Here is a 26,176-nt window from a genome sequence, read left to right as displayed (position 1 = left end):
GAGGCTCCGCCTCCGCCGCCTCCCCCGGTCGTTCAGAAGCCGGCCGCACGTCAGTTCGTGGTCTACTTCGACTGGGATCGCTCGGACCTGACGGCTGAAGCCCGCTCGGTCGTGACGCAAGCCGCCAACTACGCCAAGTCGGGTGCTCCGACGCGCGTGCTGATTGTCGGCTACACCGACACCTCGGGTTCGGCTGCCTATAACCTGGGCCTGTCCAACCGTCGTTCGCGCACCGTCGCTGACGCTCTGGTTGCTCAAGGCGTCAACGGCGGCGTCATCGCCCTCGACGGCAAGGGTGAAACCAACCTGGCCAAGGCCACGGCTGACGGCGTGCGTGAACCGCTCAACCGTCGCGCCACCGTCGACATCAACTTCTAAGTCGGAAAGGGCTCGCTCAGCGAAAGCTGCAGCGAGCCCCAACCGGGCTTCGAAGCCCGTCGTACAAAGGATCGAATCTCCGCTTCGGCGAGAGAAATCGGTTACAAGTGTTGACAACTATGGATTGATTTTCTTGTCCGTTGTTGCGCAAAATCAGACATTTGTAGTTGATAATACAGCCGCAGCGGGTCACAACGCCGCGGGAATGCGCCGGGCGCTCCACTTCTTCCCGTCTGGCGAATGGTCTGTTTCGTGATCAAGGTTAGCAGAAACCGTCTTGGCTGATCTTCGCTCATCTTCACGCTTGATTTCTGGGCGTCGGCGACGCCGATATCGCCTTAGATCCGATGTGGCTATGCGCGCCCCGAAAGCGACGCCGCTAGTCCGTTCTAACGCGGACCAGCAGGCTTCGGTGGTTCTGCAGCCTGTTTTTCCCAAACGTCAGTCCGGGCTTCATGGAAGACGCTTTCTGATCGTCACTGCGCCTTTCGGCGGTTTCGGCCGCGCCTTGGCCGGGGTGCTTGAGGCGCGTGGCGCCGAGGTCAGCCGGATGATCTTCAACGCTGGCGACGCGCTGAACTGGGCGCGCAGCGGAGGTGTTGTCTTTCGTTCAGCGCCGGATGTGTGGGCGCGTGAAATCCATGAGCGGCTGGAATCCTTTACGGATGTCATCGTTTTCGGCGAAGGCGGCTCTTACAACAGGGCTGTCCTGTCGGCGGCCGAAACGCTCAAGCCACGTGTCTGGGTGCTCGAGAACGGCTATTTCCGGCCTGACTGGATTACGGTTGAGCGCAATGGCGTAAACGCCTCCAGCGCCTTGCCGCGTTTTCGCGACGCCTATCCAGAACCCGCGCCTGAAACGCCGTCAGTGCGACATGTCGGCAAGATCCTGCCGTATCACGTCGTCAACATTAGCCTGTATCACACGGTTCAGTGGCTGGGCGGGCTCCTGTTCCCCAAGCATGACGTGCACTATACTGTGTCCCCGCTGCGTCAGTCGCTCGGACATATCCGGCGCTATGTCGGCTTGGCCTTCCATAAGCCTGAAAACTGCGACGCGGATCGGATCGCCTCCTGCGGCCCCTTCTTCCTCGCCTGTCTTCAACGCGAGGGTGACGCGCAGTTGCTGCGGTACTCGCGCTATGCCGACAATACGGCCTTCCTCGCTGCGGTGTTGACCAGTTTCGCGCGGCGAGCCGATGCCGGGGACCGGCTGGTGGTGAAGAATCACCCGTTGGATCCTGGGCTCATCGATCTGCGCGCCGTGACCATGAAGCTGGCCGATGAGCGCGGTCTTGGCGGCCGGGTGGACTTCATCGATGGCGGAAATCTCGCCCAGCTGTGCCGTAACTCTCGAGGCATGGTGGTCAATAATTCCAGCGCCGCGCTGTCGGCCTTAGGGTTCCAGACGCCGGTCAAGGTGCTGGGCGACGTCTTCTTTGATTTCGCAGGCCTGACCGACCAGAAGTCGCTCGATGATTTCTGGGTGGAGCCTGAGGCTCCTGATGCTGAACTGTTCACACGCTTCCGCGCCTATGTGATCAGTCAGAGCCAGGTGAACGGCAATTACCACGAGCCCCGCGCCATCGATCTGACGGCTAGAGGGGTCGCGGACGTGTTCGAGCGCGTTTCCGAGAAGTGACAGTCCAGCACGCTTGGTGTGGCCTTTGCGCCACCTTTGGTCGCCGTCATAGTTCTGTCACATAACTGTCGCCCAGCGTTTTAACATCCGCCCTAGAGGGAGGTTCGATTTCGACAGACGACGTTGTCTGTCGCCTTTGGCCTTAGCAGCCTCATCTGGGGATAGATGCATGTTTAACCGTAAACGCCTGTTCTGGGCGACCACGGCGCTGGTGGGTTCGCTCGCCGCCGCTGGCGCCGCCTCCGCGCAATCGACCGCTACTCAGTCGGTCGAAGACGTCGTCGTCACGGGCCAGCGCGGTCCGCGCAACATCGACGGCGCCATCGTCGCTGAAAGCGTCGGCAAGTCGCGTTCGACGATCACGCAGGAGTTCATCGAAACCCAAGCCGCTGGTCAGACGATCAACGAAGTTCTGAACCTGGTCCCGGGCATGAGCTTCACGAACAATGACGCCTATGGTTCGTCGGGCGGCAACATTCGCCTGCATGGTTTTGACGGCCCTCGCATCTCGCAGACCTTCGACGGCATGCCGCTGAACGACTCGGGCAACTATTCGCTGTATTCGAACCAGCAGCTGGACAGCGAACTGATCGGCTCGGCTTCGGTCAACACCGGCACGACCGATGTCGATTCCCCGACGGCCTCGGCTTCGGGCGGCACTATCAACATGTCTTCGATCGCTGTTCCGACCGAGTTCGGCGGCCGCATCAAGGCCTCGCTGGGAGACAGCGATTTCCGTCGTGTCTTCGCTCAATTGAACACGGGTGAAGTCGGCCCGTTCGGCACGCGCGCCTGGCTGGCCTTTTCGGACCAGTCGTACGACAAGTACAAGGGTCTGGGCGACCTGAACAAGACCCAGTACAACTTCAAAATCTACCAGCCGATCCGTGGAAATGGCGACTTTGTCTCGCTAGCCGGCCACTGGAACCGCAACCGCAACAACAACTATGCGGACCTGCAACTGCAGCGCAACGCTGATGGTTCGGCCAGCCTAGCCAATGGCGTGACCTGGAATAGCGACTTCGACACGACCTATAGCCTACCGACTCCGTGCTTTGACGCGAACAAGAACCCGATTGCGGGCTCGCAGTGCGATAACAACTCCAACCGTTACTGGGCTCTGCGTCAGAACCCGTCCGACACCGGCAACATTCGCGCCCAGTCGCGTTTCACCCTGCGCGACAACCTGATCTTCACCTTCGATCCGTCGTTCCAGTACACGCTGGCCACGGGCGGCTCGGGCCAGTTCGTCCTGTCGGAAACTGATCGTCTGATCCGCGGCTCCAAGACCACGGGCGGCGTGGATCTGAACGGTGACGGCGATACGCTGGACAGCGTCCGGATTCACTCGACCAACAACACCCACACCCAGCGCTACGGCATCAGCTCGTCGCTGATCTGGAAACTGTCGGACACGCAGACGCTGCGCGCCGCCTACACCCTGGACGACGCCCGTCACCGCCAGACCGGCATGTACGGCAAGATCGATTTCTCTAACCCGACGGATCCGCGCTTCTTCGACGCCTTCGCTGGTCTGCGTGACAAGGACCACCGCATCGTCAATCTGGACGGTTACGAGCTGCGCGCGCGCGACCGTCTGTCCTACGCCACTCTGAACCAGTTCGCGGTCGAATATGCCGGTCGTTTCCTGGATGATGCGCTGCGCGTCAACGTCGGCCTGCGCGTGCCGTACTTCAAGCGCGAGATGAACCAGAACTGCTATTCGCAGTCCAAGAGCAGCTCGGTTATCTGCACAACCGAAACAGCGGTTAAGCAACCGGACGGCACCTATAAGGTGGGCACTCGCACGCAAAGCTATATTGCGCCGTATTCGCGTGAAGTGAAGTTCGACGACGTTCTGCCCAACGTGAACGTCAACTGGAACTTCAGCGGCCCTCACTCGGTCTATGCGTCGTTCGCTCAGTCGCTGACCCTGCCGCGCACCGACAACCTGTATACCGTCTTCTTCGACGCCAAGGGTCAAATCACTTCGCCGATCACCGCGCCGGAAAAGACCACCACCTATGACCTGGGCTACCGCTACCAAACGGGTGCCCTGATCGCATCGGCCAACGTCTGGTACACTGAGTTCAAGAACCGCATCGTGTCGCGCTACGATCAGGATCTGGGCGTATCGTTCGACTCGAACGTTGGTGACGTGAAGCTGTACGGCTTCGACTCGCAAGTCGGCTGGTCGCCGATGGAAGGCCTGTCGCTGTACGCTACGGCGTCGTACACGGACTCGGAAATCGCTAACGACTATCTTGACGGCACCAATCTGGTCAAAACGGGCGGCAAGTCGCTGACCGAGACGCCGGACTGGACCTTCGGCGGACGCGTCCAGTACGAAACCGGCCCGCTGCAACTGGGCGCTCAGGTCAAGTACACTGGCGAGCGTTGGGTGACCGACGTCAACGACCTGTACACAGATGCCTATACGGTTGTTAACGCTGACGCCAAGTTCGACCTGGGCTACTTCGGCTACAAGAACTCGAACCTGGCGCTGCGCGTCGTCAACCTGTTCGACGAGAAGTACCTGGGTTCGATCTCGGGTGCGACGGATGCCACCAAGGCCACCTATGCCTACCGTGGTCCCCCGCGCACCATCCAGGCGACGGTCACCTACGCCTTCTAATCGCGTAGCAGCCTAAGACGACGAAGGGCGGTCCGGTGACGGGCCGCCCTTTTTCTTTGGGGGTTCGGGCGTTGAAGTCGGGGGCGCTTGGGGCCATATGGCGCGGCTCGCGTTTCGTCCCCGGATATCCCGCCGGATTAGTGACAGGATCAGTTCGCCGATGACCGCTCCCATCCCCGCCGAATGGGCTCCGCACCGCGCCATGTGGGTGGGTTGGCCGACCCATGCCGAATACTGGTTCGAGCATCTGGAGCAGGCCCGGGACGAGGTCGAGAGCCTGGTGCTGGCGCTGGCCGGGCCGGGGCGTGAACAGGTCAAGCTGATGGTCGGCAGCCAAGAGGCGTTGTCGGGCGCTCGGGCGCGTTTTGCGGGCGTCGCCAATGTCGAGGTCGTGCCGGGGCGTTTCGGCGACATCTGGCTGCGCGACACCGGCCCGATCTTTGGTGCTGGCTCCAAGACGGCGGCGGCCTTCAAGGTCAACGGCTGGGGCGGCAAGTACGACATGGCGGGCGACGACGAGGTCGCGGGCCAGATCGGCGAACACTCGGGGGTGCCCCTGACCTGGAACGATTTTGTGCTGGAAGGCGGCTCGCTGGATCATGACGGGGAGGGCACGGTTCTGACCACGCGTCAGTGCGTGCTGAACCCGAACCGCAATCCGGGCTGGAACCAGGACGAGGCCGTGGCGGCGGCTGCGCTGGAGCAGGCGGTGGGCGCCAAGGTTGTGGTGTGGCTGGGCGACGGTCTGCTGAACGACCACACCGATGGTCACGTCGACAATCTGGCGCGTTTCGTTGCGCCGGGCGTCGCCGCCTGTCCGATCGCCTGGGGTCAGAAGGATCCGAACGCCGAGGTCTATGACGCCACGGCGCGCGATCTGTCGGCGGTGACGGACGCAAGCGGCCGCAAGCTGAAGGTGGTGCGCATTCCTTCGCCCGGTCTGGTGCTGGACGAAGACGAGCGCCCGGTTCCCGCCAGCCACATGAACTTCCTGATCGCCAACGGCGCGGTGATCGTGCCGACCTATGGCGACGATCAGGCGGCGCGCTTCGCCTGCGATGCTCTGGCGGACGCCTTCCCGGACCGTGAGATCATCCCGCTGCCGTCGAACGCCATCTTGACCGGCGGCGGCTCCTTCCACTGCATTTCCCAGCAGGAGCCTGCATGACCCGCACCATCACCGTCGCCGGCATCCAGACCTCTTACGGGGACGACCTGCAGGCCAATATCGACAAGACCATCGGCTTCATCCGTGAAGCGGCTGGCAGAGGCGCGCAGGTGATCCTGCCGTCAGAGTTGTTTCAGGGGTCGTATTTCTGCGTGTCGCAGGAAGAGCACTGGTTCGCCCACGCCTATGAATGGCGCGAGCATCCGTGCGTGACGGCCCTGTCGCCGGTGGCCAAAGAGCTGGGCGTCGCCATTCCGGTGTCGATCTTCGAGAAGGACGGGCCGCAGTATTACAACTCCATCGTCATGCTGGACGCGGATGGCGAGGCGCTGGGCGTCTATCGCAAGAGCCATATCCCTGACGGCCCCGGCTATCAGGAGAAGTATTATTTCCGCCCCGGCGACACCGGATTCAAGACCTGGACCACGCGCTTCGGCAAGGTCGGGGTCGGCATCTGCTGGGACCAGTGGTTCCCGGAAGCGGCGCGGGCGATGATGCTGCAGGGCGCCGACATCCTGATGTATCCGACCGCCATCGGCACCGAGCCGCATGACGACAGCCTGCACACTGCCGAGCCGTGGCGTCGCGCCATGCAGGGTCATGCCGTGTCGAACGCCGTGCCGGTCGTCGGCGCCAACCGCATCGGCCATGAGGCGGTGACCCAGCCGGGCCAGACCTTCTACGGCCATTCCTTCATCGCCGATCAGCAGGGCGCGCTGGTCGAAACCCTTGGGGCGGATGAAGAGGGCGTGCTGGTTCACAGCTTCGATCTGGACGTACTGGACAAGTACCGCGCGGCGTGGGGCTTCTTCCGTGACCGCCGCACGGATCTGTATGGGCCTCTGACGGGCGGGCGTTAAGCCCGCAACGCCTCCACCGCCGCAACCAGCCGCTCCAGATCGGCTGGGCTGGACAGGCGGTGGTCGCCGCCTTCGATCAGGTCCAGCCGCACGTCGCCGCCGTTCAGGCGCTCGATCAGTTCGGCTTGATGCCGCCACGGCACCACGTCGTCGGCGCGGCCCTGCAGGATATGAACCGGCGCGGTGATGTCGATCACGCCGTCCAGCAGCAGCCAGTCGCGCGCTTCCTCGAACATGCGGCGGGTCAGGACATATTCACCTAGACCTTCCTCGACGATCAGGGTCTCGCCTTCGCGCAGGATGGCCTGACGTTCGTGGTCGGCCAGACCGGGCCACATCAGCCGCTCTGTGAAGTCCTGGGCCGGATTGACCAGCGCCAGACCCTTGATCCGTTCAGGCCGCGCCAGCGTCGCCAGCAGCGACACCCAGCCGCCCATCGATGAGCCGACGGGGATCATCGGCCCGGACAGGCTGTCGATCAGGGCGATGGCGTCTTCACGCCAGCGGCCGATGGTGGCCTGTCGCCAGTCGCCCGAGGACTGGCCGTGGGCGAAATGGTCGTAGCGCACATAGTTCCAGCCGCGTTCGCGCGCCGCCGCATCCAGCGCCAGCGCCTTGGTCCCCTCCATGTCGGAGCGGAAGCCGCCGACCCAGATCACGGTGGGGCCGTCGCCTTCGACGCGTTTGAAGGCCAGGGTTTCGCCGTCGGGGCGGGGCAGGGTGTGGGTGTCGCTCATGGCGTCGTTCTGCCCTGTCCGAAGGCGTTCGTCATCCTCGGGCTTGACCCTGCGGCGATGACGCGGAACTAGAGGGCCATGTCCGCACCCCAGGTTCTGTTCGTCACCTCCAACCGCATCGGCGATTGCGTCATCTCGTCCGGGGTGATCCGCGAGATCACGCGGCAGGTTCCGGGAGCCGAGATCACCGTCGCCTGCGGACGGCCGCCCGCACCCTTCTTCCGCGATGCGCCGGGCGTGGCGCGCACCATCATCCTCGACAAGAAGAAACTGTCCGGCCACTGGTTCGATCTGTGGGGACAGGTGCGTTCGACGCGCTGGGATCTGGTGATCGATATTCGCGGATCGGCCCTGTCGTACCTGATCCCGGCCAAGCGCCGTGTCGTCTATAATCGCAGATGGGAAACGGGCCTGCGCAAGGTCGAGATGGTGTCGCGCCTGATGGGGTCGCAGACGCCGCTGGATCCGGAAATCTTCCTTGATGATCAGGCCCGCGCCGAGGCCGCCGCCGTCATTGATCCGCAACTGGCTGGGGGCGCCGGTACCGGCCCGATCATCGCCCTGGCCCCCATCGCGCATCAGCCGGGCAAGAGCTGGCCCGCTGACCGCTGGGGCGCTCTGGTCGAGAAGCTGAAGGCCGAGCCGCGTTTCGATGGCTGGCGTTTCATGCCGGTCGGCGGGCCAGGCGACCGTCCGCCCGCTACGCCTGCGCTTGAGGCTGCCGGGCCGCGTGGCGTCGACTTTGTGGGCAAGGGCGACATTCTGGCCTCCGCCGCCGCCATCGACCGGGCCGATCTGTTCGTCGGCAATGACAGCGGCCTGATGCACGTCTCGGCGGCCCTGGGGCGTCCGACCTTGGGCCTGTTTGGCCCGACGGAATGGTGGCTGTACGGGCCGTGGGGGCCAAAGACGCGCACGGCGGCCTCGAACGAGACGCGCGGCCAGTTCGCGCCCATCGAGGATCTGACGGTCGATCATGTGTTCGAGGCTGTGCTGGCCCTGCATGACGCCTATATCGCCGAGACGCCCGCCAAGCCTTGAAAAACCGGGTCTCCGGGCGCATATTGCGGGCCTGTGGGAAACGTGGCGGCAGCCGTGCCTTTCCGCGTATCGCAAAACACGCTTCTTCTGACCACATAAGGAAACGACGCCCATTCGCCGTCCCATGCAAGCGCCACCCGTGAAAGACGGGCCGCGTATGAACCAGGATATCCGTGCCCCTCGCGTTCTGCTCATCGACCAGAACGGCGAAAAACAAGGCGTCATGCCCACCTCCGCCGCGCTTGAAGCTGCTGAGGAAGCCGGGATGGACCTGGTCGAGATCGTCTCCACCTCCGAGCCGCCGGTGGCCAAGATCCTCGATTACGGCAAGCACCGTTTCCAGGAGCAGAAGAAGAAGGCCGAACAGCGCAAGCGCCAGAAGGTCGTCGAGCTGAAGGAAATCAAGCTCCGTCCGAACATCGACACCCACGACTATGAGGTGAAGGCCAAGGCCATGCACCGCTTCTTCGACGAGGGCGACAAGGTGAAGGTCACCCTGCGCTTCCGCGGTCGTGAAATGGCGCACCCGGAACTGGGCATGAAGCTGCTGCACAAGGTGCAGGCCGACTTTGACGAAATCGCCAAGGTCGAGTTCGCGCCCAAGATGGAAGGCCGCCAGATGATCATGATCCTGGCGCCGCGCTGACAGCCGCATTCTATCGCTGATTTGAGAACCCCCGCCCGGAGACGGTCGGGGGTTTTTCTTTGCCTCTTGCGGTGAGTGTGTCTTGCAACCTGTGATCTGATCGTCTGAATGGACGCCGGGGATCAGGGGAGCGTCTGAATGTTCAGGTCATGGGTGAATGCCGCTGCGATGGCGGTCGTCATTGTCTTGAGCGCGACGACCGCAGGCGCTCAGGCCCAGACAGCGTCCCAGACGCCGCCGCTCAGCGCCTATGGGGCGGCGCCCTTCATCGAGAACATCGAACTGTCGCCCAGCGGCGGACGGATCGCGCGGATCACTGTCGTCGGTGAGGAGCGGGCCGTTCTGGTCAGTGATTTCAACACTGGGGAAACCCTGTTCCGAGCCCGCATCGGAGACGCCAAGGTGCGCGATCTGACCTGGATCGGCGAGAAGAGGATCCTGGTCGTCACGTCCCAGACGCGCGGCATTCCCCTGATCGGGATACCGCGCACCGAGCTTTATTTCGGCCTGATCGTGGACCTGGAGAAACGCAAGATGGTCCAGGTGCTGGACCGGACGGAGAATGTGATTTCGGTCCTCTATGGTCCCGCCATGGTGCGTCGATTGGATCAGGAGGCGGCGCTCTATGTCCGTGGTGTCGCCGTGGGCTGGGAATCCAGCAGCGATCTGTACCGTATTGATCTGACGACCGGGCGCGGCCGCTCCGTCGCTTCGATGAACTATGAGATCAAGGACCATGTGCTGGATGGCGGCGGTCAGGTGATCGCCATGGGCAAATATGTCGAACGGCGGGGGCGTTGGACGCTGATGCTGCCGCGCGCAAACCGTTCCAGTTTCCGCGAGGACTGGAGCGTGGATACGCCGATCGACACGCCTGATCTGATGGGCATGGGGCGAAGCCCGCGCACCATCGTCATCTCGGCCATGCGCCCTGACCTGGCCGGGGCGGCCGGCGCGTCGGAGGATGGCTACACCCTGTTCGAGGTGAATGTGGATACGGGCGAATGGAGCCGTCTGCCCTTCGACACCCATCCTGATTTTATGATCCGTCACCCCGTGACCCGCCTGCTGATCGGGGCGGGATGGGTTGAGGGCGACGGCGTGCATTATGAGTTTATCGAACCCGTATCGGCGCAGCGCTGGGCCTCCATCGAGCGTGCCTTTACAGGCAAGCGGCCCAAGCTGGTGTCGTGGAACGATGACATGGATCAGGTGATCATCTTCACCGATGTCGGCGAGTCGGGCCTTTATCAGATCGTCGACTTCCAGCGCGGCAAGGCCGACATCCTGGCGGAAGCCTATCCCGCCATTCCCGATGATCAGGTCGGGGCGATCCGTTTCATTGAGTACGAGGCGGCGGATGGTGTTGAAATTCCCGGCTATCTGACCCTGCCGCCAGGCGTCACCGAGCCGAAGGGCCTGCCGCTTGTCGTACTGCCTCACGGTGGTCCAGCGGCCCAGGACACCATCGGCTTTGACTGGTGGGCGCAGGCGCTGGCGTCGCGCGGCTATGCGGTGCTGCAGCCGAACTTCAGGGGCTCGACCGGCTATGGCCTCGACTTCATGGAGGCGGGGTATGGCGAGTGGGGGCGCAAAATGCAGACCGACCTGTCGGACGGTGTGCGCTGGCTGGCGGAACAGGGCGTGATCGATCCCATCCGGGTCTGCATCGTCGGGGCCAGTTACGGCGGTTATGCCGCCATGGCCGGGGTGACCATCGACCGGGGCGTCTATCGTTGCGCCGTCGCCGTCGCCGGGGTCTCTGACCTGCGCCGCTTCGTCAACTGGAGCGCCCGACAGGAGAGCCGCTCAGACAGCCAGACCGTCCGTTACTGGAACCGGTTCATGGGGGTGGAAAAGTTGAACGACCGGGGGCTGGACGCCCTATCGCCGGCTCATCTGGCCGCAGGCGTCGACAGTCCGCTGCTGTTGATCCACGGGCGCGACGACACCGTGGTGCCCATTGAACAGAGCCGGTTCATGGCGGACGCCATGCGACGGGCGGGGAAGTCGACCGAGCTGATTGAGCTGTCGGGTGAGGATCACTGGCTGTCGCGCGCCGAGACCCGCCAGAAGATGCTGGCCGAGACCGTGCGGTTCCTGGAGGTGAACAATCCGGTTCATTAGGCGGGCGTAACCCGTTCGTGCTTCTCCACCGGGCGCCGTCGGGCTAAGGCGGGGGCATGATCCCGTCTTCCAAAACCCCGCCCGCCGCAGGCGGGGCTGCACTGGCCGTCATGTTCTCGGTGGTGTTCATCAATCTGGTCGGATTCGGACTGGTGGTGCCGCTGCTGCCCTTCTTTGCGCAGAGCCTGAAGGCCGAGGCCTGGCAGATCACCCTGATGTTTTCGGCCTATTCGCTGGGGCAGTTCTTCGCCGAGCCCTTCTGGGGGCGGTTGTCGGATCGGATCGGACGCAAGCCGGTTCTGCTGGTGACCCTGATCGCCAATGCGGTGGGCTATCTGATGCTGGCCTTTGTGCCCAACATCTGGCTGGCCATTGCTGTGCGCCTGTTCACGGGGCTGGGCGCGGGCAACATCTCGACGGTTCAGGGCTATATCGCCGATGTGACACCGCCCGAAAAACGCGCGGGCAGGATGGGGCTGATCGGCGCGGCCTTCGGTCTGGGCTTCATCGTCGGACCGGGGCTGGGCGGCATACTGACCCAGCCGCAGCTGGGTCATATCGGCTATCAGCTGCCGATTTTTGTCGCGGCGGCCCTGGCGGCCCTGTCCGCCATCGGGGTGGTGGTCTTCCTGCGTGAAAGCCGCGCCAAGGCGGACCCCGCCGCGCCGCGCCCGGCCTTCCTGTCCGGCCTGAAGTTCGCCCGTGACAACGCGGTCGTATCGCGCGTGCTGGTCGTGACCCTGATCTATATGGCGGGCTTCTCGGCGATGGAGAGCGTATTCGGCCTGTGGGCCGAGCAGCGCTACGCCTGGGGCGCGCGTGAGGTGGGGCTCAGCTTCATGATCGTGGGCATCGTCTCGACGCTGAACCAGGGCTTCTTCGCCGGAAAGCTGGCGCGGCGGTTCGGCGAATCGCGCGTGCTGGCGGTCGGGATGCTGCTGTTCGGGGCGTCCCTGGTGCTTCAGGTGATTTCACCCGTGTCCTGGTTCCCGGCGACCCGGCTGGAGCTGGGCGCGCTGTCGGTCCCGATCGTTCAGGGCTGGGTCATTCCGATCGTCATGGCCTTTGGCGCCTGCGGCATGTCGCTGGCCATGCCCAATATCTCGGCCATGATCAGCCGCGCCTCGCCGCCTGACCGGCAAGGGGCCATGCTGGGCCTGAACATGGCCTCAAGCTCGGTGGCGCGCATCTTCGGGCCGATGATTGCGGGCGCGCTGTTCTCGGGCCTGGGGCATGACTGGCCCTTCCTGATCGGGGCGCTTTTGACCATTCCGGCGGCGGTGATGGCGATCAACGCCGGGCGGGTGATCCGACGCCAGAAGGCGGCGGCTGAGGCGGTCGTGTGACTCTTCTTGCCATCGGCGCAGGCTTGGCGTAGAAGCCGCGCCTTCGCGTACCGAACTGCCGGGCGAACAGGCATGCCTGGGCAGTTCTTAAACTCTGGAAGGCCACCCCCGAACGGCTCTCGCAGCCCAAGGACGGCGTCCTTCCAAAAAGGAGACTGAAATGCCGAAACTGAAGACGAAGTCGGGCGCCAAAAAGCGCTTCAAATTCACCGCTTCTGGCAAGGTGAAGGCCGGCGTTGCGGGCAAGCGTCACCGCTTGATCAGCCACAACTCCAAGTACATCCGCCAGAACCGTGGCACGGCCGTCATGTCCGACGCCGACGCCAAGAAGATCAAATCCTACATGCCGTACGCCTGATCGGCGCGCGCTGTACGACTGATCTCAACCCAAAGAATTTGAAGGAATAGCGATATGGCTCGCGTAAAACGTGGCGTAACCTCGCACGCCAAGCACAAGAAGGTTCTGGAGCAGGCCAAGGGCTTCTCCGGCCGCCGCAAGAATACGATCCGTACGGCCAAGGCCGCCGTCGACCGCGCCGGGCAATACGCCTACCGCGACCGTCGCAACAAGAAGCGCAACTTCCGCGCCCTGTGGATCCAACGCATCAACGCTGCAGCCCGCATCGAAGGCTTCACCTACAGCCAGTTCATCAACGGCCTGAACAAGGCTGGCATCGAACTGGACCGCAAGGTTCTGGCCTCGATCGCTGCTGACGCGACCGGCTTCAAGGCCGTCGCCGACAAGGTCCGCGCTGCTCTGGCCTAAGCCAAAGTCGTAACGACAAAGATCAACGCCCGCTCCGGTCTCCGGGGCGGGCGTTCTTCGTTTCAGGGGCTGTGTTGGTCAGGCCGCCTGTGAAACTCCATCCGACTGAACCTGCGCCAGCACCAGACGAATGGCGTTCAACAGGGCGTCCGGCTGGATCGGTTTTTGCGCCACGCCGTTCATGCCTGCGGCGATGTAGTCCACTTCGTCCCGCTCGTCGGCATTGGCCGTCAAGGCCAGGATCGGCAGGCGCGCGGCCGGGCCGGGCAGGGTGCGGATGATGCGGGTGGCGGCCACCCCGTCCATCACGGGCATCTTGATGTCCATCAGGACCAGATCGAAGACCTGGCTCTGGACCGCGTCCACAGCCTCGGCGCCATTGGCGGCCATTTCGGAGGTGCAGCCGAACATCTCCAGCAGTTTGGCGGCGACGAAACGGTTGGTGGGATTATCGTCCACCACCAGCACATGCAGCGAATCGTGCGGCGTCGGGGCGGTCGGTTCGACAGCCTGGGCAACGGCGGGCTCAGCGGCCTGCAGCGGCAGGCGCACCTGGAACCGCGCTCCGCCCTGAGGCGAGGCGGACAGGCTGATGGTCCCGCCGATCCGCTCGGCGATCTGGCGGCAGATGGCCAGACCCAGGCCTGCGCCCGCGCCCTGCCTTCCCGCCTCGCCGGTGTTGAAGGGTTCGAAGATGTCTGCCGCAGCCGCCTGCGGCACGCCGGGGCCGCTGTCGTCGACGGTGAAGACGACCTGCGTCGTCCCGTCTTCCAGACGGCTTTCGATCAGGGCGACGACGCCGCCGGTCAGGGTGAACTTCAGCGCATTGCCGATCAGGTTGTTCAGCAATTGCTTCAACCGCATAGCATCCGCCTGAACCCAGGGGGCGGACAGGTCGATATGGACCCGCAGGTCCAGCGCCTTCTCTTCGGCCCGGGCGCGCCACAGGGCGTCGATGTCCTGGGCCAGGGCGCTCAGGTCCACCGGGGCTTCGTCCAGCGTCAGCATCCCCGCCGAGGCCCGTGACATGTCCAGCGCGTCGGTCAGCAGCCGCAGCAGGCTCTGGCCGGAATCGACGATGGTGCGGACATAGGGGCGCATCTCCTCCTGTTCGAGCTTCTTCTCCATCAGAGCGGCAATGCCCAGCACGCCGTTCAGGGGCGTGCGGATTTCGTGGCTCATGACGGCCAGAAACTCGGACTTGGCGCGGCTGGAGGCGACGGCCTCGGCCTCGGCTATGGCCAGATCGCGGGCCAGATCGCTCATCGCCTCGGCGCGCTGGCGGTGCAGCGCGGCTCCAGCCTGCACGACCTGAAGCGCCGTGCCGACCCCGACATAGCGTCCCTGCGACACCACGATGAATCCGCCCAGCAGGGCGCCCAGTTCGGCGGCGTCATAGGCCTGGAAAAAGACCTCGGCGCTGGTGGCGGCTTCGGCGACCGGCGCATTGCGGTCCATCAGGCTTTCGGCCGGCTTGCGGGCGTAAAGCGCGCGTCCGAACTCGGCCGCCATGCGCAGGGTGAAGGCGTTGCGTTCGATGACGCCCAGCGGACGGCCGCTGTCGTCCACCACGGCCAGGGCCAGGGTGTTGGGCTCGGTCTGAAAACGTTCGAAGACCTCGGCGCCCGACGTGGACGGGGCCACCGGGGCGATCATGTCCACGAAATCACCGATCAGCGGCATACTGCCCCTCCTGCTGTAAAAGGGGCTTAGCGCTTGAAATTTAACGCAAGCTTTGCCGTTTATGAACCTTTCAAGGCGTGTTCTTGACAGTTGTTCCGTTGGCGGACTGAACATCTGTTGAAGCGGTGCGGTATTCACGGTTGCGCTTGGCGGCTAGGCTGGCGTCATGATGCGCGCCCTGATCTGCGGTCTTGCCGCCAGTCTCATCCTGTCGCTGCCCGTCGCGGCGCAGGAGCGTCGCGTCGCCGTCACCTTCGATGATCTGCCGTTCCAGGCCGATGAGGACGCCATGTGCGACCCGGCCTATCTGCTGGAACTGACGCAGAATTTTGTCGACATGCTCAGGCCGCTCGACACGCGCGGCGTCGCCTTCGTCAATGAGGGCAAGATCTGTGAGTCGACCCGAGCCTCGACCCTGCCTGCCGCGTTGAACCTGTGGCTGGATGCGGGGCTTGATCTGGGCAACCACACCGCCAACCACATCAACATCCATCGCACGACGGCAGAGGCCTATCTGGCCGATGTGGATGCGGGCGCGCCGACCACGCGTGCGGTGCTGGAGGCGCGGGGCGGGTGGCTGCACTGGTTCCGCCATCCCTATCTGTTCACCGGCGAAACTGCGGAGAAGCACGACGCCATCGCCGCCGGTCTGGCCCAGCGCGGCTATACGATCGCGCCGGTCACCATCGACAACAACGACTGGATGTTCGCCGACGTCTATCGCAAGGCCGAGGCGGTCAATGACGCCGCCCTGATGCAACGGATCGGCGAGGCCTATGTGGCGCACATGGCCGCCGTGCTGGATTTTTTCGAGCCCTACAGCGCTGAGATCACCGGCGGGCGTGAACCGGCGCAGGTGTTGCTGTTGCACGCCAACAGTCTGAATCAGGCCTGGTATCCGCAGATTCATGCCCACTATCTGGCGCGCGGCTATGGGTTTGTACCGCTGGAAGAGGCGCTGGCCGACCCGGTCTATGACCATGCAGACGCCTATGTGCGGGCCAATGGCGTTTCGTGGCTGCATCGCTGGACGCAGACGGATGGGCGGCCCATCCGCTGGGAGCCGGAACCGCCGGCCTGGATCAAGGCGGCCTATGAAGGCACGGCGGAAGACGTCCAACGCAACGCCGCAACCTCTTGAAACGCCCCGGTCTGGTGACGAAATCGCCCATGTCCGGGCCGTGAATCAGGCCCTGTTTTTCGTTGAGTGCATGATTCAGACCTCTGTCGGCGCCGTGAAGCGGTTCCGTCTGAACCGATCATGCTCTAATGCACGGCCCAAATGACCGATCTCGCCACACTCGAACTCGAACTGATCAACGCCATCGGCTCGGCTGAAAGCGTCGCCGCCCTCGAAGAGGTGCGGGTCGCGGCCCTGGGCAAGTCCGGCTCCGTCTCCGGCCTGCTGAAGGGCATGGGCGCGCTGAGCCCTGACGAACGTCGCGAACAGGGGCCGATCATCAACGGCCTGCGCGACCGCGTTTCGTCGGCCATCGCCGCCAAGAAGGCTGAGCTGGAGGCTGCCGAGCTGGACGCCCGGCTGCTGGCCGAACGTGTCGACCTGACCCTGCCTGCGCGCCCGCGCCGCAAGGGCGGCGTCCACCCCACCATGCAGGTGATGGACGAAATGATCGCCGTCTTCGCCGAGATGGGCTTCGCCGTCGCGGAAGGCCCGGACATCGAGGACGACTTCCACAACTTCACCGCCCTGAACTTCCCGCCGAAACACCCGGCGCGGGAGATGCACGACACCTTCTTCCTGAAGCCCGACCCGGAAACGGGCGAGCGCAAGGTGCTGCGGACCCACACCAGCCCGGTGCAGGTCCGCACCATGATGTCGCAGAAGCCGCCGATCCGCATCATCGCGCCGGGCCGCACCTTCCGTAAGGATTCGGACGCCACCCACACGCCGATGTTCCACCAGATCGAAGGTCTGGTGATCGACCGCGACATCAACATGGGCCACCTGAAGACCACGCTTCAGACCTTCATCGCCCGCTTCTTTGAACTTGATGAGGTTCAGGCCCGTTTCCGCCCGCACCACTTCCCCTTCACCGAGCCCTCGGCGGAAATGGACATCCGCTGCGACCGTTCAGGCGGCAAGCTGGTGTTCAACACCGGCGACGACTGGCTGGAGATTCTGGGCTGCGGAATGGTGCATCCCAATGTGCTGCGCAACTGCGGCATCGACCCTGACGAATACCAGGGCTTCGCCTTCGGCATGGGCGTGGATCGTCTGGCCATGCTGAAGTACGGCGTGCCCGACCTGCGCCCCATGTTCGACGCCGACACCCGCTGGCTGTCGCACTACGGCTTCTCGGCGTTCGCCGCGCCCAACCCTGCAAGCGGACTGAGCTGATCCCATGACTGATATTCAAGACGGCCTTACCTTTCCGCGTATCGGCGCTGGGCCCGTGTACGAGAAGGCGCAGATCTGGCTGCCTTTGCTGATCGCGGAGACGATGAACGCGGGCAAGACCGTGATTGAAGGCAAAACCTTCATCGACTGTCAGTTGGAGGGACCTGCCGTGATCCTGCCTATCGGCGGGTGTGAGTTCAACGGTTGCGATATGGGCAACGCCGGGGGGGATCCCCGCAATATGTTCCTGACGCCGATGGGCGCGCAGAAAGTGGTTGGCGCCATCGCCTTTAAGGACTGCATTTTCCGTCGATGCTCCTTCTTCTTCGTCGGCATGACCGGCGCGCCGGAGTTCCTGACGGGGTTTGCCGAGGAACTGGCGCGTGCGGGTCAGCAGGGCCCGTCGGCATGAAATCCATCCTGCCGATCAATCGGCCGCTGGCCGATGCGCCCGACCTGAACGCTGCAAGGTTCGAGAACGTCGACATCATCCTGTACGAACTCTATGCGGCGGCGTCTGCACAGGGCGCGGGGCTGATACAGGGGCGCACCTTCACCGGGTGCCGTTTCCAGGGACCGGCCATCGTGCTGGCCTCCAGCGGCGTGACCTTCACCGACACCAATTTTGGCGACAGCCGCGGCGACATCAAAAACCTGCTGCTGCAACCTGTTGGCGACAAGGCCATCGGGACCATCCCGATGCGCGACTGCGATTTCATCGGTTGTGAATTCTACGGCGTCGGCTTCACCGGCACGGATGAGTTCATCGAACAGGTCAGCGCCCTGACCGACAAGCCTAAAGCCTGAGACGATTATGAAATTCACCCTGTCCTGGCTGAAGGACCACCTCGAGACCGAGGCGGATGTTCATCAGATCGCCGAGGCCATGACCATGGCCGGGCTGGAGGTCGAGGAGGTTCTCGATCCCGCCGCCAAGCTGGCGCCCTTCACCGTGGCCAAGATCATTTCGGCCGAGCGTCACCCCAACGCCGACCGGCTGCAGGTCTGTCAGGTCGAGACGGTCGATGGGCTGAAGGAGATCGTCTGCGGCGCTCCGAACGCGCGTGCGAGCCTGACCACCATCTATGCCCCTATCGGCGCCTATGTGCCGGGTCTGGGCGTGACCCTGGTCGAGAAGCCGGTGCGCGGCGTGGTGTCGAACGGCATGCTGTGCTCGGCCTCCGAACTGGAGTTGGCTGACGAAAGCGACGGCATTCAGGAACTGCCGCCTGAGATTCCGGTCGGCACCCCGGTCGCGGGCCTGTTCGGCGCTGAACCCGTCATCGATTTCGAGGTCACGCCGAACCGTCCCGACTGGCTGGGGGTCGCCGGGATCGCCCGCGATCTGGCCGCCGCCAGCGTGGGCAAGCTGAAGCATTTCGACATCGCCGTGGTGCGGGGCGCCTTCCCGTCACCGATCTCGGTGCGGCTGGAAGCGACCGAAATGTGCCCGGTCTTCGCCGGTCGCGTGATCCGGGGCGTCAAGAACGGCCCGTCGCCGGCATGGCTGCAGAAGCGCCTGACCGCCATCGGCCTGCGCTCCATCAACCGTCTGGTCGATGTCACCAACCTGATCGCCTACGACCGCGCGCGGCCCCTGCACGTCTATGATGTGGCCAAGCTGGACGGCGCCGAGATTGTCGTGCGCGCCGGTCGTGCAGCGGACGAGGCCGAACATCTGGTCGCCCTGGACGGCAAGACCTATGCGGCTGATCCGTCGGTCTGCGTCGTTGCGGATGCTGGCGGCGCGCGCGCCATCGGTCTGGGCGGCGTCATGGGCGGCGAAACGACCGGCTGCGATGACGACACCACCGACGTCTTCCTGGAAAGCGCCTGGTTCGATCCCATCGTCACGGCCCAGACGGGCCGGATGCTGGGCATCCATTCCGACGCCCAGTACCGTTTCGCGCGTGGCGTTGATCCCGTCTCGGTCACGCCGGGTCTGGAACTGGCCACCCGCCTGATCCTGGATCTGTGCGGCGGCGAGCCGTCAGAAATCGTCTTCGTGGGCGAGCCGCCTGCGAACCCGGAACCCTTCGCCTTTGATCCGGCCTATGTGAAGCGCCTGACGGGCATGGATCTGGCGGATGACCGTATCGGCACCATCCTGGGGCAACTCGGCTTCCTGGTCACCGCTGGCGGCGAAGGCCAGGTCGAGCCGTGGACCGTCACCCCGCCGTCGTGGCGTCGCGACGTCGAAGGCCGCGCCGATCTGGTCGAGGAAGTCGCCCGGATCGAAGGCTTCGACAATCTGCCCGACGTGGCCCTGCCGCCCGTTCCGGCGCCCGCTGGCGGAGTGCTGAACCCGCGTCAGGCGCGCGTACGTACTGCCCGCCGCGCCCTGGCGTCGCTGGGTTATGCCGAGGCCGTCACCTGGTCCTTCACCAAGCAATCGACGGCCGCCCTGTTCGGCGGCGGCGATGATCGTCTGGTGCTGGAAAATCCCATCGCCGCCGATCTGGACTGCATGCGCCCTTCGGCCCTGCCGAACCTGATCCAGGCCGCCGCCCGCAACGCCGCGCGCGGTTTCGCCGATGCGGCCCTGTTCGAGATCGGCCCGATCTATCTGGGCGATGGTCCCAAGGATCAGCGCACGGTCATCGCTGGTCTGGTCGCCCCGCACGCCGCCCGGCACTGGGGCGGTGCGGGCGAAGAGCCTCTGTTTGCGCTGAAGGGTGACCTGATCGCCGTGCTGGAGGAGATCGGCGCGCCGGTCGCCTCGTTGCAGCTGGCGCAGGGCCAGAACCGCGACTGGTGGCACCCCGGCCGTTCGGCCCGCCTGCAACTGGGCCCCAAGAATGTGATGGTCGAGTTCGGCGAACTGCACCCGCGCATCCTGAAGGCGCTGGACGCCGATGGCCCGATGCTGGCCTTTGAGATCGTGCTGGACAGCGTGCCGGAACCGCGTGGCAAATCGGGCAAGGGGCGCGGCTCCGCCGACCTCAGCAGCCTGATGCCCCTGACCCGCGACTTCGCCTTCGTGGTCGAGGACGCCAAGCCGGTCGGTGATCTGGTGCGTGCGGCGTCTGGCGCCGACAAGGCCCTGATCGTTGATGTTCGGGTGTTCGACATCTATCGCGGCAAGGGCGTGGACGACGGCTTCAAGTCGGTCGCGCTGGAAGTCGTGATCCAGCCGCGCGAGGCCACTCTGGCCGAAGCCGAGATCGAGGCCCTGACGGCCAAGGTCGTGGCGGCAGTCGAGAAACAGGGCGGGAAGCTGCGGGCCTGACATGAGCGTGAAACCGCGTATCGAGACCGCTTTCGAGCGGCTGCTCTTCCGTTCGCGCTGGCTGATGGCCCCCTTCTATGCGGGTCTGGTGCTGGCGCTGGTCATGCTGCTGGCGGTCTTCGTCAAGGACCTGATCTATTATGTGCCCAAGGCCCTGAGCCTGAGCCATGAGTTGTCGTCCAACGACGCCATCCTGGCGGTTCTGACGCTGGTGGACCTGTCGCTGGCGGGCAATCTGCTGCTGATCGTCATGTTCTCGGGCTATGAGAATTTCGTCTCCAAGCTGGATCTGGACGGCGAGACGGACCGTCCGCCGTGGATGGGCACGGTCGACTTCTCGGGCCTGAAGATGAAGCTGATCGCCTCCATCGTGGCGATCTCGGGCATCCAGTTGCTCAAGACCTTCATGAACATCGGCAAGACCGGCTACGAGCTGAATACGACCGAGGCCCTGTGGGGCGTCATCATCCACCTGACCTTCGTGGTGTCGGGCGTCCTGCTGGCCCTGATGGACTGGTTGGCGTCAAAGACCGACAAACACTGAGTTTCGGGGCCGCCGTAAGGTCCGGTTAACCTTGAAGCCGCAAGGCTGCCGTAAAGGTCGAGGAGGGTCGCATCAGGCCCGCGTTCTGTCGGGCGCCCTCTCTCGCGTCTATTCGGAGCGCCCCTCATGCATCGTCGCCAACTGATCCTTTCGGGCATCGCCACCGCCGCTGGCGCCTCGTCCTTGGGCGCCTGCGCCTCCACGCCGGCGCGCGATCCCAACTATCCGATCGCCTCCGACCAGCGCGCGTCCTCCTACAGCTTCGATGAACTGGTCTCGGCCGGTTCGCGCGAACTGGGCATCGCAGCGGAAATCGTCGGCGGCGCGATTGAGCGCGTCTTCGCCGATCAGGGCGACCGTCCGACGGCCTATATCGCGGGTGAAGAAGGCTCCGGCTCGTTCGTCGTCGGCGCCCGTTATGGCCGCGGCGCCCTGCACATGAAGGACCTGTCGGCCTCGCAGGAAGTCTTCTGGCAAGGCGCGTCGGTGGGCTGGGACTGGGGCGGCAACGCCAGCCGCGTCTTCACCCTGGTTTACGGCCTCTATCACCCGGACATGATCTATCGCCGCTATCCCGGCGTGGAAGGCACCGCCTATCTGGTCGCTGGTCTGGGCGTGAACTACCAGAAGGCCGACGGCATCGTCCTGGCCCCCATCCGCACCGGCGTCGGCCTGCGTCTGGGCGCCAATGTCGGCACCATGAGCTACAGCCGCCAGCGCAACCTGCTGCCGCTTTAAGCGGCAGCGACCCGAAGCGGGGGAGGGGCGTCCAGCAGGGCGGCCAGCCCCTCGCGATAGGTCGGATATTTCGGACGCCAGCCCAGTTCCGCCTTGGCGCGGGTGTTCGAGACGCGTTTTGAATCCAGATAGAAGCGCCGCATGGCGTCGGTGACCGCCGGGTCGTCCAGATCAACCTCTGGCGGGCGCGGCAGGCCCATCCGCGCGGCGGCCCACTGCATCACCGCATCCGCGGGCGCGGGCTCGTCGTCCGTCAGATTATAGACTGCGCCGGGCCGGGGCCGTTCCATCGAGGCGAACAGGCCCGCGACAATGTCGTCGATGTGGATGCGGTTGAAGATCTGGCCGGGCTTCTTCACCAGTCGGGCCGTGCCGTCGCGCAGCCGCTGGGTCACATTGCGGCCGGGGCCATAGAAACCGGGCAGCCGGAACAACTGCACGGTCAGGCCCATGCCCCGCGCCCCATCCAACCAGTCCTGTTCAACCCGCACACGGCGCGCGCCTTCCAGAGTGGCGGCGTTCAGCGGGCCGTTCTCGAACACCCAGCCGCCCGCACGGTCGCCATAGACGGAGGTCGAGGAGACATAGCCGATCCAGTCGGGCCAGGCGTTGCCGGCCAGGGGCGCCAGGGCGCGCAGGCCCGGACAACCTTGTGCGTCGGGCGCCGCCGTCACCAGAACCGCCGTCGCCGCCTCCAGCGCCGCCTTCAGGGCCGGTGTGTCGTGCGGGTCGATCGCGGTGATCCCCTCGGCCTCCAGCGCCTGTCGGCGTTCGGGGCTGCGGGATGTGGCCACAGCCTGCCCGCCGCGCCGGATCGCCTCCAGCGCCGTCGCCCGTCCCACATAGCCGCCGCCATAGACCAGAAGAGACGGGGAGTGAGAGGCGTCAGGCATAATGGTCTTCAAGCAGTGATCGGGGGGATTTTCGTAGAACGATGAAAGGCTGATGGCCTTGATGGCGCCTTTCATCCTAAGCTGGCGATAACGCACTTCGCCATATCCAGGTTCATCATGACCAACAGAATGCTGCTCGCCGCCGTCGTTATCGCCCTTTCGGGAGGCGCAGCCGCCCATGCCGCCGAAGAAGCCGGCTACGATGCCAGTGGGCGCGACCTCGACCCTGCGGCTGGAGAGCAATCCCAGCACCGGTTACGGCTGGCAGGTCGTGGAGACCCATAACCTGCGTGTGGATGAGCCGTTCGCGATCGAACAGGCTCCGTCATCTGGCGCCCCTATGGTCGGCGTGCCCGGAACGGCGGTCATCCGCATCACGCCGCGCGGCAAGGGGCCTGCATCCCTGACGCTGGTCTACAAGCGTCCCTGGGCCGAAACCACGGCCGAAGATCGGACCCTGAGCTTCGTGTTCGACGCGCAATAGGACTTCAGGCCCTCAGAGGCGCCGGGCGGGACGGTTCAACGGTCTGCGTCGGCGTCTCCAGCGCCTCGGCCCGGCATTGATTCCAGGCTGAGACGCACGGCACGCGCGACAGATCGGCCCGGGCGGCATAGCGGCGGGCGATCTCGGTCACATCCTGCATCAGCCCTTCGGCCAGGGTGATCGGCTTCAGGCCCAGTTTGCGGAACTGGTCGTTGGCCACAACCAGTTCGTTCTCATCGGCTTCCTGACGCGGATTGGGCAGGTTGCGGACTTCGGCGCCGGTCATGTCCGCGACCATCCGGGCCAGATCGCGCACGCGGCGGCTTTCGGTCATCTGGTTCAGGATCTTGACCCGCTCGCCGCGCTTGGGCGGGTTCTTCAGCGCCAGTTCGACGCAGCGCACCGTGTCCTGAATATGGATGAAGGCCCGCGTCTGGCCGCCCGTGCCATGCACCGTCAGCGGATAGCCGACAGCCGCCTGCATCAGGAAGCGGTTCAGAACCGTGCCGTAGTCGCCGTCATAGTCGAAGCGGTTGATCAGCCGCTCGTCCAGCCGCGTCTCGGCGGTCTGGGCGCCCCAGACGATGCCCTGATGCAGGTCAGTGATCCGCAAGGAATCGTTGCGCGCATAGAACTGGAACAGCAGGGCGTCCTGCGTCTTGGTCATATGATAGATGCTGCCCGGATTGGGCGGGAACAGGATTTCCTGTTCGGACGGGCCGTTGTCGGTGTCGACCGTGACCTTCAGATAGCCCTCTGGGATGCGCAGGCCCGCCGTGCCGTAACCATAGACGCCCATGGTCCCCAGGTGCGCCAGATGCACGTCCAGCCCGCTCTCGACGATGGCGGCCAGCAGGTGGTGGGTGGCGTTGATGTTGTTGTCGACGGTGTAGAGCTTGTGCCGCGCCGACTTCATCGAATAGGGGGCGGCGCGCTGTTCGGCGAAATGCACCACGCTGTCGGGCGCCAGATCGCGGATCAGGGCGACCAGCCGTTCGAACTCTTGGCCCAGGGTCAGATTGACGAAACGTATCTCGCGGCCCGAGATTTCCTTCCACGCCTTGATCCGCTCACCCATGGTGCGGATCGGGGTCAGGGACTGGATTTCCAGTTCGTTGTCGATGTTCCGTCGGCTCAGATTGTCGACCACGGTGACGTCCCACCCGCTGGCCGACAGATGCAGCGCCGTGGGCCAGCCGCAGAAACCGTCGCCGCCCAGAACCAGAACGCGCATGAAAAGCCTCGTAAACCTCTTGAAGCGACTGCCTAGCCCAAGGCGGGGGCCACGGCAAAGCGCCGCAGTTGGCTTGTGATGCGACAGGCTTGCGAAAACCGCTTGGAAAGGACGGTCGCACAGGTTAAGTCACTTCCTGTCTCCCAACTCAATCGCAGCTTTCCGGGCGCATACCCGGCTGTTCGCGGCTTGAGCCGGCCATGACGGTCTGTCCCAAAAGGACCGGCGCACCATGCGGGCGACTAGGCATTCCGACAGATCGACAATCGGGGATAGGCCCCGAGCGAAACGGAACCACGAAACGGACGGACTCGGCCAGATTGGCGCGGCTCCGCCCCTGCACACGGTTAGCGGGCATGAGAGATTTCAAGGGCATGAAGCGTCAACGCGGACGCAATCGGAACAAGGCGGGCGCGAATAACGCCAACAACGCCAATCCGAATCGTTCGTGGGACTCGCAAGGCCCCGAAAACATCAAGGTCCGGGGCAACGCCCAGACCGTCTATGAGCGGTATCAGCAACTGGCCCGCGACGCCTCGTCGTCCGGCGACCGGGTTCTGGCTGAAAACTACCAGCAGCACGCCGAACACTATTACCGCGTCCTGCGCGCGCTTCAGCCGCAGCGGTCCTTCTCGGACATCGCCGCGCGCGAACTGTCGAACCAGGGCTTCGACATCGATTTCGAAGACGAATCCGGCGCACAGGCCGCCGCCTTCCTGGCCGCCCAGCAGGCCGCGGACCGCGCCGCTCAGGAAGCCGCCGTCCGCGCCGAACAACGCGATCAACCGCGCGATTCCTATCGCGACCGCGACCGTGATCAACCGCGTGACCGCGACCAGAATCGGGATCAGAACCGCGACCGTGATCGCGATCAGTATCAGTCCCGCGATCGGGATCGTGACCGTGACCAGCAAAGCGGCGACCGCGATCAGGCCCGTGAAGGCGGCGATGATCGTGAGCCGCGCGCCGAGGGCGAGAACGGCGGACGCCGCGAAACCCGCCGCGAGCGCTGGGAGCGCCGTCGCCAGGAGCGCAACAATCGCTTCGACGGCCAGGGCGAAGGTGCGGGCGAAGACCAGGCTGAAGGCCAGTCCGCAGACATCGCGGCTGAATCCGCCGAACAGGCTCAGACCCCTGCGGTCGAAATCGTTGCGGAGGCGGCGCCTGAGGCTGCTCCGGCGCCTGAGGTTGCCGAGCGCCCGCGCCGTGGCCGTCGCCCGGCCGCTGCGGCCGCCGCCGAAGCGAGCGATGACGCGCCCGCTGCTCTGCCGGGCTTCCTGACCCGTTCGGCTGTGCCGACCGAGGTTGAAGCCGAAGCCGCTCCCCGTCGTCGCGCCCCTCGCCGCAAGGCCGAGGCCGCCGTCGATAGCGAAGACTGATCGCAACTAAAACGAGTATATTTACCTGATGGCAACCCAGGCATGCAAAGTTTGCATGTCTGGAGGGCGTCATGGAAATCATCCTGCTCATTCTGGTCATGGCCCTGTCGGGTGGGCTGGCTGGAATACGACTTTGGCTCAAGGCGCGTGGCGCGGCGGAAAAGCTGCGACGCGTCAACGAAGACCTGGAAGCCCGCGTCGCCGAACGCACCCTGGCGCTGACGCGGGCTCTCGCCGCCGCTGACGCCCAGCAGGACATTGCGATTGAAAAGATGTGCCATTTCTTC

General features: G+C 64.5%; 25 protein-coding genes. 21 read left to right on the top strand and 4 right to left on the bottom strand.

From position 1 onward, the window contains the following. From QZ281_RS05010 to aguB, 5 genes are all read left to right on the top strand, one after another. Positions 1-378, top strand: a 378-nt coding sequence (locus QZ281_RS05010) for an OmpA family protein (RefSeq protein ID WP_292225433.1), incomplete at its 5' end; no start/stop codon positions are given. A 355-nt stretch (positions 379-733) separates the two neighbouring features. Next, positions 734-2,020 carry a capsular biosynthesis protein gene (locus tag QZ281_RS05005; RefSeq protein ID WP_292225431.1) on the top strand — a complete coding sequence of 429 codons (1,287 nt, stop codon included), beginning with the start codon at positions 734-736 and terminating at the stop codon, positions 2,018-2,020. Positions 2,021-2,189: 169 nt separating this feature from the next. Next, on the top strand, positions 2,190-4,655 hold the full coding sequence (locus tag QZ281_RS05000; protein ID WP_292225430.1) for a TonB-dependent receptor: 2,466 nt from the start codon (positions 2,190-2,192) through the stop codon (positions 4,653-4,655). A gap of 160 nt (positions 4,656-4,815) precedes the next feature. Further along, positions 4,816-5,823 carry an agmatine deiminase family protein gene (locus QZ281_RS04995; RefSeq protein WP_292225427.1) on the top strand — a complete coding sequence of 336 codons (1,008 nt, stop codon included), beginning with the start codon at positions 4,816-4,818 and terminating at the stop codon, positions 5,821-5,823. Next, a complete protein-coding gene (gene aguB / locus QZ281_RS04990) occupies positions 5,820-6,683 on the top strand; it encodes an N-carbamoylputrescine amidase (protein WP_292225425.1) in 864 nt (287 codons plus the stop codon). The genes QZ281_RS04995 and aguB overlap by 4 nt, the downstream gene beginning before the upstream one ends. Here aguB and QZ281_RS04985 read toward each other — a convergent pair. Further along, a complete protein-coding gene (locus tag QZ281_RS04985) occupies positions 6,680-7,420 on the bottom strand; it encodes an alpha/beta hydrolase (protein WP_292225423.1) in 741 nt (246 codons plus the stop codon). The two genes, aguB and QZ281_RS04985, sit on opposite strands and share 4 nt — an antisense overlap. 78 nt (positions 7,421-7,498) lie before the next feature. On the opposite strand from QZ281_RS04985, the gene QZ281_RS04980 reads away from it, so the two are divergent. The 6 genes from QZ281_RS04980 to rplT all read left to right on the top strand — a co-directional run bounded on the left by QZ281_RS04980 (position 7,499) and on the right by rplT (position 13,346). Next, positions 7,499-8,461 carry a glycosyltransferase family 9 protein gene (locus QZ281_RS04980; RefSeq protein WP_292225420.1) on the top strand — a complete coding sequence of 321 codons (963 nt, stop codon included), beginning with the start codon at positions 7,499-7,501 and terminating at the stop codon, positions 8,459-8,461. A gap of 124 nt (positions 8,462-8,585) precedes the next feature. Beyond that, on the top strand, positions 8,586-9,107 hold the full coding sequence (gene infC, locus QZ281_RS04975) for a translation initiation factor IF-3 (RefSeq protein WP_201099872.1): 522 nt from the start codon (positions 8,586-8,588) through the stop codon (positions 9,105-9,107). Between the two features lie 138 nt (positions 9,108-9,245). Continuing rightward, entirely contained in the window at positions 9,246-11,234 is a 1,989-nt protein-coding gene (locus tag QZ281_RS04970) for a S9 family peptidase (protein ID WP_292225417.1), read from the top strand. 56 nt (positions 11,235-11,290) lie between these two features. After that, on the top strand, positions 11,291-12,580 hold the full coding sequence (locus QZ281_RS04965; RefSeq protein ID WP_292225413.1) for an MFS transporter: 1,290 nt from the start codon (positions 11,291-11,293) through the stop codon (positions 12,578-12,580). Between the two features lie 160 nt (positions 12,581-12,740). Continuing rightward, positions 12,741-12,938: a 50S ribosomal protein L35 gene (rpmI, locus tag QZ281_RS04960; protein WP_201099875.1), complete on the top strand. Its 198-nt coding sequence runs from the start codon at positions 12,741-12,743 to the stop codon at positions 12,936-12,938. 54 nt (positions 12,939-12,992) lie between these two features. Continuing rightward, a complete protein-coding gene (rplT, locus tag QZ281_RS04955; RefSeq protein WP_292225411.1) occupies positions 12,993-13,346 on the top strand; it encodes a 50S ribosomal protein L20 in 354 nt (117 codons plus the stop codon). A gap of 78 nt (positions 13,347-13,424) precedes the next feature. Here rplT and QZ281_RS04950 read toward each other — a convergent pair whose 3' ends face one another. Further along, positions 13,425-15,029, bottom strand: a complete 1,605-nt coding sequence (locus QZ281_RS04950) for an ATP-binding protein (protein ID WP_292225408.1) — start codon at positions 15,027-15,029, stop codon at positions 13,425-13,427. 166 nt (positions 15,030-15,195) lie between these two features. Here QZ281_RS04950 and QZ281_RS04945 point away from each other — a divergent pair, with 166 nt between their 5' ends. The 7 genes from QZ281_RS04945 to QZ281_RS04915 all read left to right on the top strand — a co-directional run bounded on the left by QZ281_RS04945 (position 15,196) and on the right by QZ281_RS04915 (position 21,899). Beyond that, positions 15,196-16,170, top strand: coding sequence for a polysaccharide deacetylase family protein (locus QZ281_RS04945; protein ID WP_292225406.1), 975 nt, complete (start codon positions 15,196-15,198; stop codon positions 16,168-16,170). A gap of 141 nt (positions 16,171-16,311) precedes the next feature. Further along, entirely contained in the window at positions 16,312-17,388 is a 1,077-nt protein-coding gene (gene pheS, locus QZ281_RS04940; RefSeq protein ID WP_292225405.1) for a phenylalanine--tRNA ligase subunit alpha, read from the top strand. Between the two features lie 4 nt (positions 17,389-17,392). After that, entirely contained in the window at positions 17,393-17,800 is a 408-nt protein-coding gene (locus QZ281_RS04935) for a hypothetical protein (RefSeq protein WP_292225404.1), read from the top strand. Beyond that, positions 17,797-18,195 (top strand): hypothetical protein, encoded by a 399-nt coding sequence (locus tag QZ281_RS04930; protein WP_292225402.1) that lies wholly within the window; start codon positions 17,797-17,799, stop codon positions 18,193-18,195. Before QZ281_RS04935 ends, QZ281_RS04930 begins: the two co-directional genes overlap by 4 nt. A 7-nt stretch (positions 18,196-18,202) precedes the next feature. Then, positions 18,203-20,617, top strand: coding sequence for a phenylalanine--tRNA ligase subunit beta (pheT, locus tag QZ281_RS04925; protein WP_292225400.1), 2,415 nt, complete (start codon positions 18,203-18,205; stop codon positions 20,615-20,617). 1 nt (position 20,618) lies between these two features. After that, a complete protein-coding gene (locus tag QZ281_RS04920) occupies positions 20,619-21,161 on the top strand; it encodes a TIGR00645 family protein (protein ID WP_292225398.1) in 543 nt (180 codons plus the stop codon). Between the two features lie 126 nt (positions 21,162-21,287). Further along, positions 21,288-21,899 carry a DUF1134 domain-containing protein gene (locus QZ281_RS04915; protein ID WP_292225395.1) on the top strand — a complete coding sequence of 204 codons (612 nt, stop codon included), beginning with the start codon at positions 21,288-21,290 and terminating at the stop codon, positions 21,897-21,899. Here the strand turns inward: QZ281_RS04915 and QZ281_RS04910 are convergent. Further along, entirely contained in the window at positions 21,896-22,792 is an 897-nt protein-coding gene (locus QZ281_RS04910) for an SDR family NAD(P)-dependent oxidoreductase (RefSeq protein WP_292225392.1), read from the bottom strand. The two genes, QZ281_RS04915 and QZ281_RS04910, sit on opposite strands and share 4 nt — an antisense overlap. A gap of 202 nt (positions 22,793-22,994) precedes the next feature. Between QZ281_RS04910 and QZ281_RS04905 the strand changes: the two genes are divergently transcribed. After that, positions 22,995-23,276, top strand: a complete 282-nt coding sequence (locus tag QZ281_RS04905) for a protease inhibitor I42 family protein (RefSeq protein WP_292225391.1) — start codon at positions 22,995-22,997, stop codon at positions 23,274-23,276. A 4-nt stretch (positions 23,277-23,280) separates the two neighbouring features. Here the strand turns inward: QZ281_RS04905 and QZ281_RS04900 are convergent, their stop codons facing one another. After that, positions 23,281-24,510, bottom strand: a complete 1,230-nt coding sequence (locus QZ281_RS04900; protein ID WP_292225388.1) for an NAD-dependent epimerase/dehydratase family protein — start codon at positions 24,508-24,510, stop codon at positions 23,281-23,283. Positions 24,511-24,884: 374 nt separating this feature from the next. On the opposite strand from QZ281_RS04900, the gene QZ281_RS04895 reads away from it, so the two are divergent. Further along, positions 24,885-25,889 (top strand): DUF4167 domain-containing protein, encoded by a 1,005-nt coding sequence (locus tag QZ281_RS04895; protein WP_292225385.1) that lies wholly within the window; start codon positions 24,885-24,887, stop codon positions 25,887-25,889. 71 nt (positions 25,890-25,960) lie between these two features. Beyond that, the coding region (locus QZ281_RS04890; protein WP_292225382.1) for a hypothetical protein at positions 25,961-26,176 on the top strand (216 nt) is incomplete at its 3' end.

Source organism: Brevundimonas sp. (assembly GCF_018608325.1).
Classification (GTDB): Bacteria; Pseudomonadota; Alphaproteobacteria; order Caulobacterales; family Caulobacteraceae; genus Brevundimonas.
Note: the sequence above shows the minus strand (reverse complement) of the source record. Positions and strands in the feature narration are given on the sequence as shown.

Coding starts and splice junctions, on each gene's coding strand:
- QZ281_RS04985 (WP_292225423.1), bottom strand. CDS start 7,420: ATGAGCGACACCCACACCCTGCCCCGCCCCGACGGCGAAACCCTGGCC.
- QZ281_RS04915 (WP_292225395.1), top strand. CDS start 21,288: ATGCATCGTCGCCAACTGATCCTTTCGGGCATCGCCACCGCCGCTGGC.
- QZ281_RS04935 (WP_292225404.1), top strand. CDS start 17,393: ATGACTGATATTCAAGACGGCCTTACCTTTCCGCGTATCGGCGCTGGG.
- infC (WP_201099872.1), top strand. CDS start 8,586: ATGCAAGCGCCACCCGTGAAAGACGGGCCGCGTATGAACCAGGATATC.
- QZ281_RS04900 (WP_292225388.1), bottom strand. CDS start 24,510: ATGCGCGTTCTGGTTCTGGGCGGCGACGGTTTCTGCGGCTGGCCCACG.
- QZ281_RS04970 (WP_292225417.1), top strand. CDS start 9,246: ATGTTCAGGTCATGGGTGAATGCCGCTGCGATGGCGGTCGTCATTGTC.
- QZ281_RS04995 (WP_292225427.1), top strand. CDS start 4,816: ATGACCGCTCCCATCCCCGCCGAATGGGCTCCGCACCGCGCCATGTGG.
- pheS (WP_292225405.1), top strand. CDS start 16,312: ATGACCGATCTCGCCACACTCGAACTCGAACTGATCAACGCCATCGGC.
- pheT (WP_292225400.1), top strand. CDS start 18,203: ATGAAATTCACCCTGTCCTGGCTGAAGGACCACCTCGAGACCGAGGCG.
- QZ281_RS04905 (WP_292225391.1), top strand. CDS start 22,995: ATGCCAGTGGGCGCGACCTCGACCCTGCGGCTGGAGAGCAATCCCAGC.
- QZ281_RS04920 (WP_292225398.1), top strand. CDS start 20,619: ATGAGCGTGAAACCGCGTATCGAGACCGCTTTCGAGCGGCTGCTCTTC.
- QZ281_RS04930 (WP_292225402.1), top strand. CDS start 17,797: ATGAAATCCATCCTGCCGATCAATCGGCCGCTGGCCGATGCGCCCGAC.
- QZ281_RS04965 (WP_292225413.1), top strand. CDS start 11,291: ATGATCCCGTCTTCCAAAACCCCGCCCGCCGCAGGCGGGGCTGCACTG.
- QZ281_RS04945 (WP_292225406.1), top strand. CDS start 15,196: ATGATGCGCGCCCTGATCTGCGGTCTTGCCGCCAGTCTCATCCTGTCG.
- rplT (WP_292225411.1), top strand. CDS start 12,993: ATGGCTCGCGTAAAACGTGGCGTAACCTCGCACGCCAAGCACAAGAAG.
- QZ281_RS04910 (WP_292225392.1), bottom strand. CDS start 22,792: ATGCCTGACGCCTCTCACTCCCCGTCTCTTCTGGTCTATGGCGGCGGC.
- QZ281_RS04980 (WP_292225420.1), top strand. CDS start 7,499: ATGTCCGCACCCCAGGTTCTGTTCGTCACCTCCAACCGCATCGGCGAT.
- QZ281_RS04950 (WP_292225408.1), bottom strand. CDS start 15,029: ATGCCGCTGATCGGTGATTTCGTGGACATGATCGCCCCGGTGGCCCCG.
- QZ281_RS04895 (WP_292225385.1), top strand. CDS start 24,885: ATGAAGCGTCAACGCGGACGCAATCGGAACAAGGCGGGCGCGAATAAC.
- rpmI (WP_201099875.1), top strand. CDS start 12,741: ATGCCGAAACTGAAGACGAAGTCGGGCGCCAAAAAGCGCTTCAAATTC.
- QZ281_RS05000 (WP_292225430.1), top strand. CDS start 2,190: ATGTTTAACCGTAAACGCCTGTTCTGGGCGACCACGGCGCTGGTGGGT.
- QZ281_RS05005 (WP_292225431.1), top strand. CDS start 734: ATGCGCGCCCCGAAAGCGACGCCGCTAGTCCGTTCTAACGCGGACCAG.
- aguB (WP_292225425.1), top strand. CDS start 5,820: ATGACCCGCACCATCACCGTCGCCGGCATCCAGACCTCTTACGGGGAC.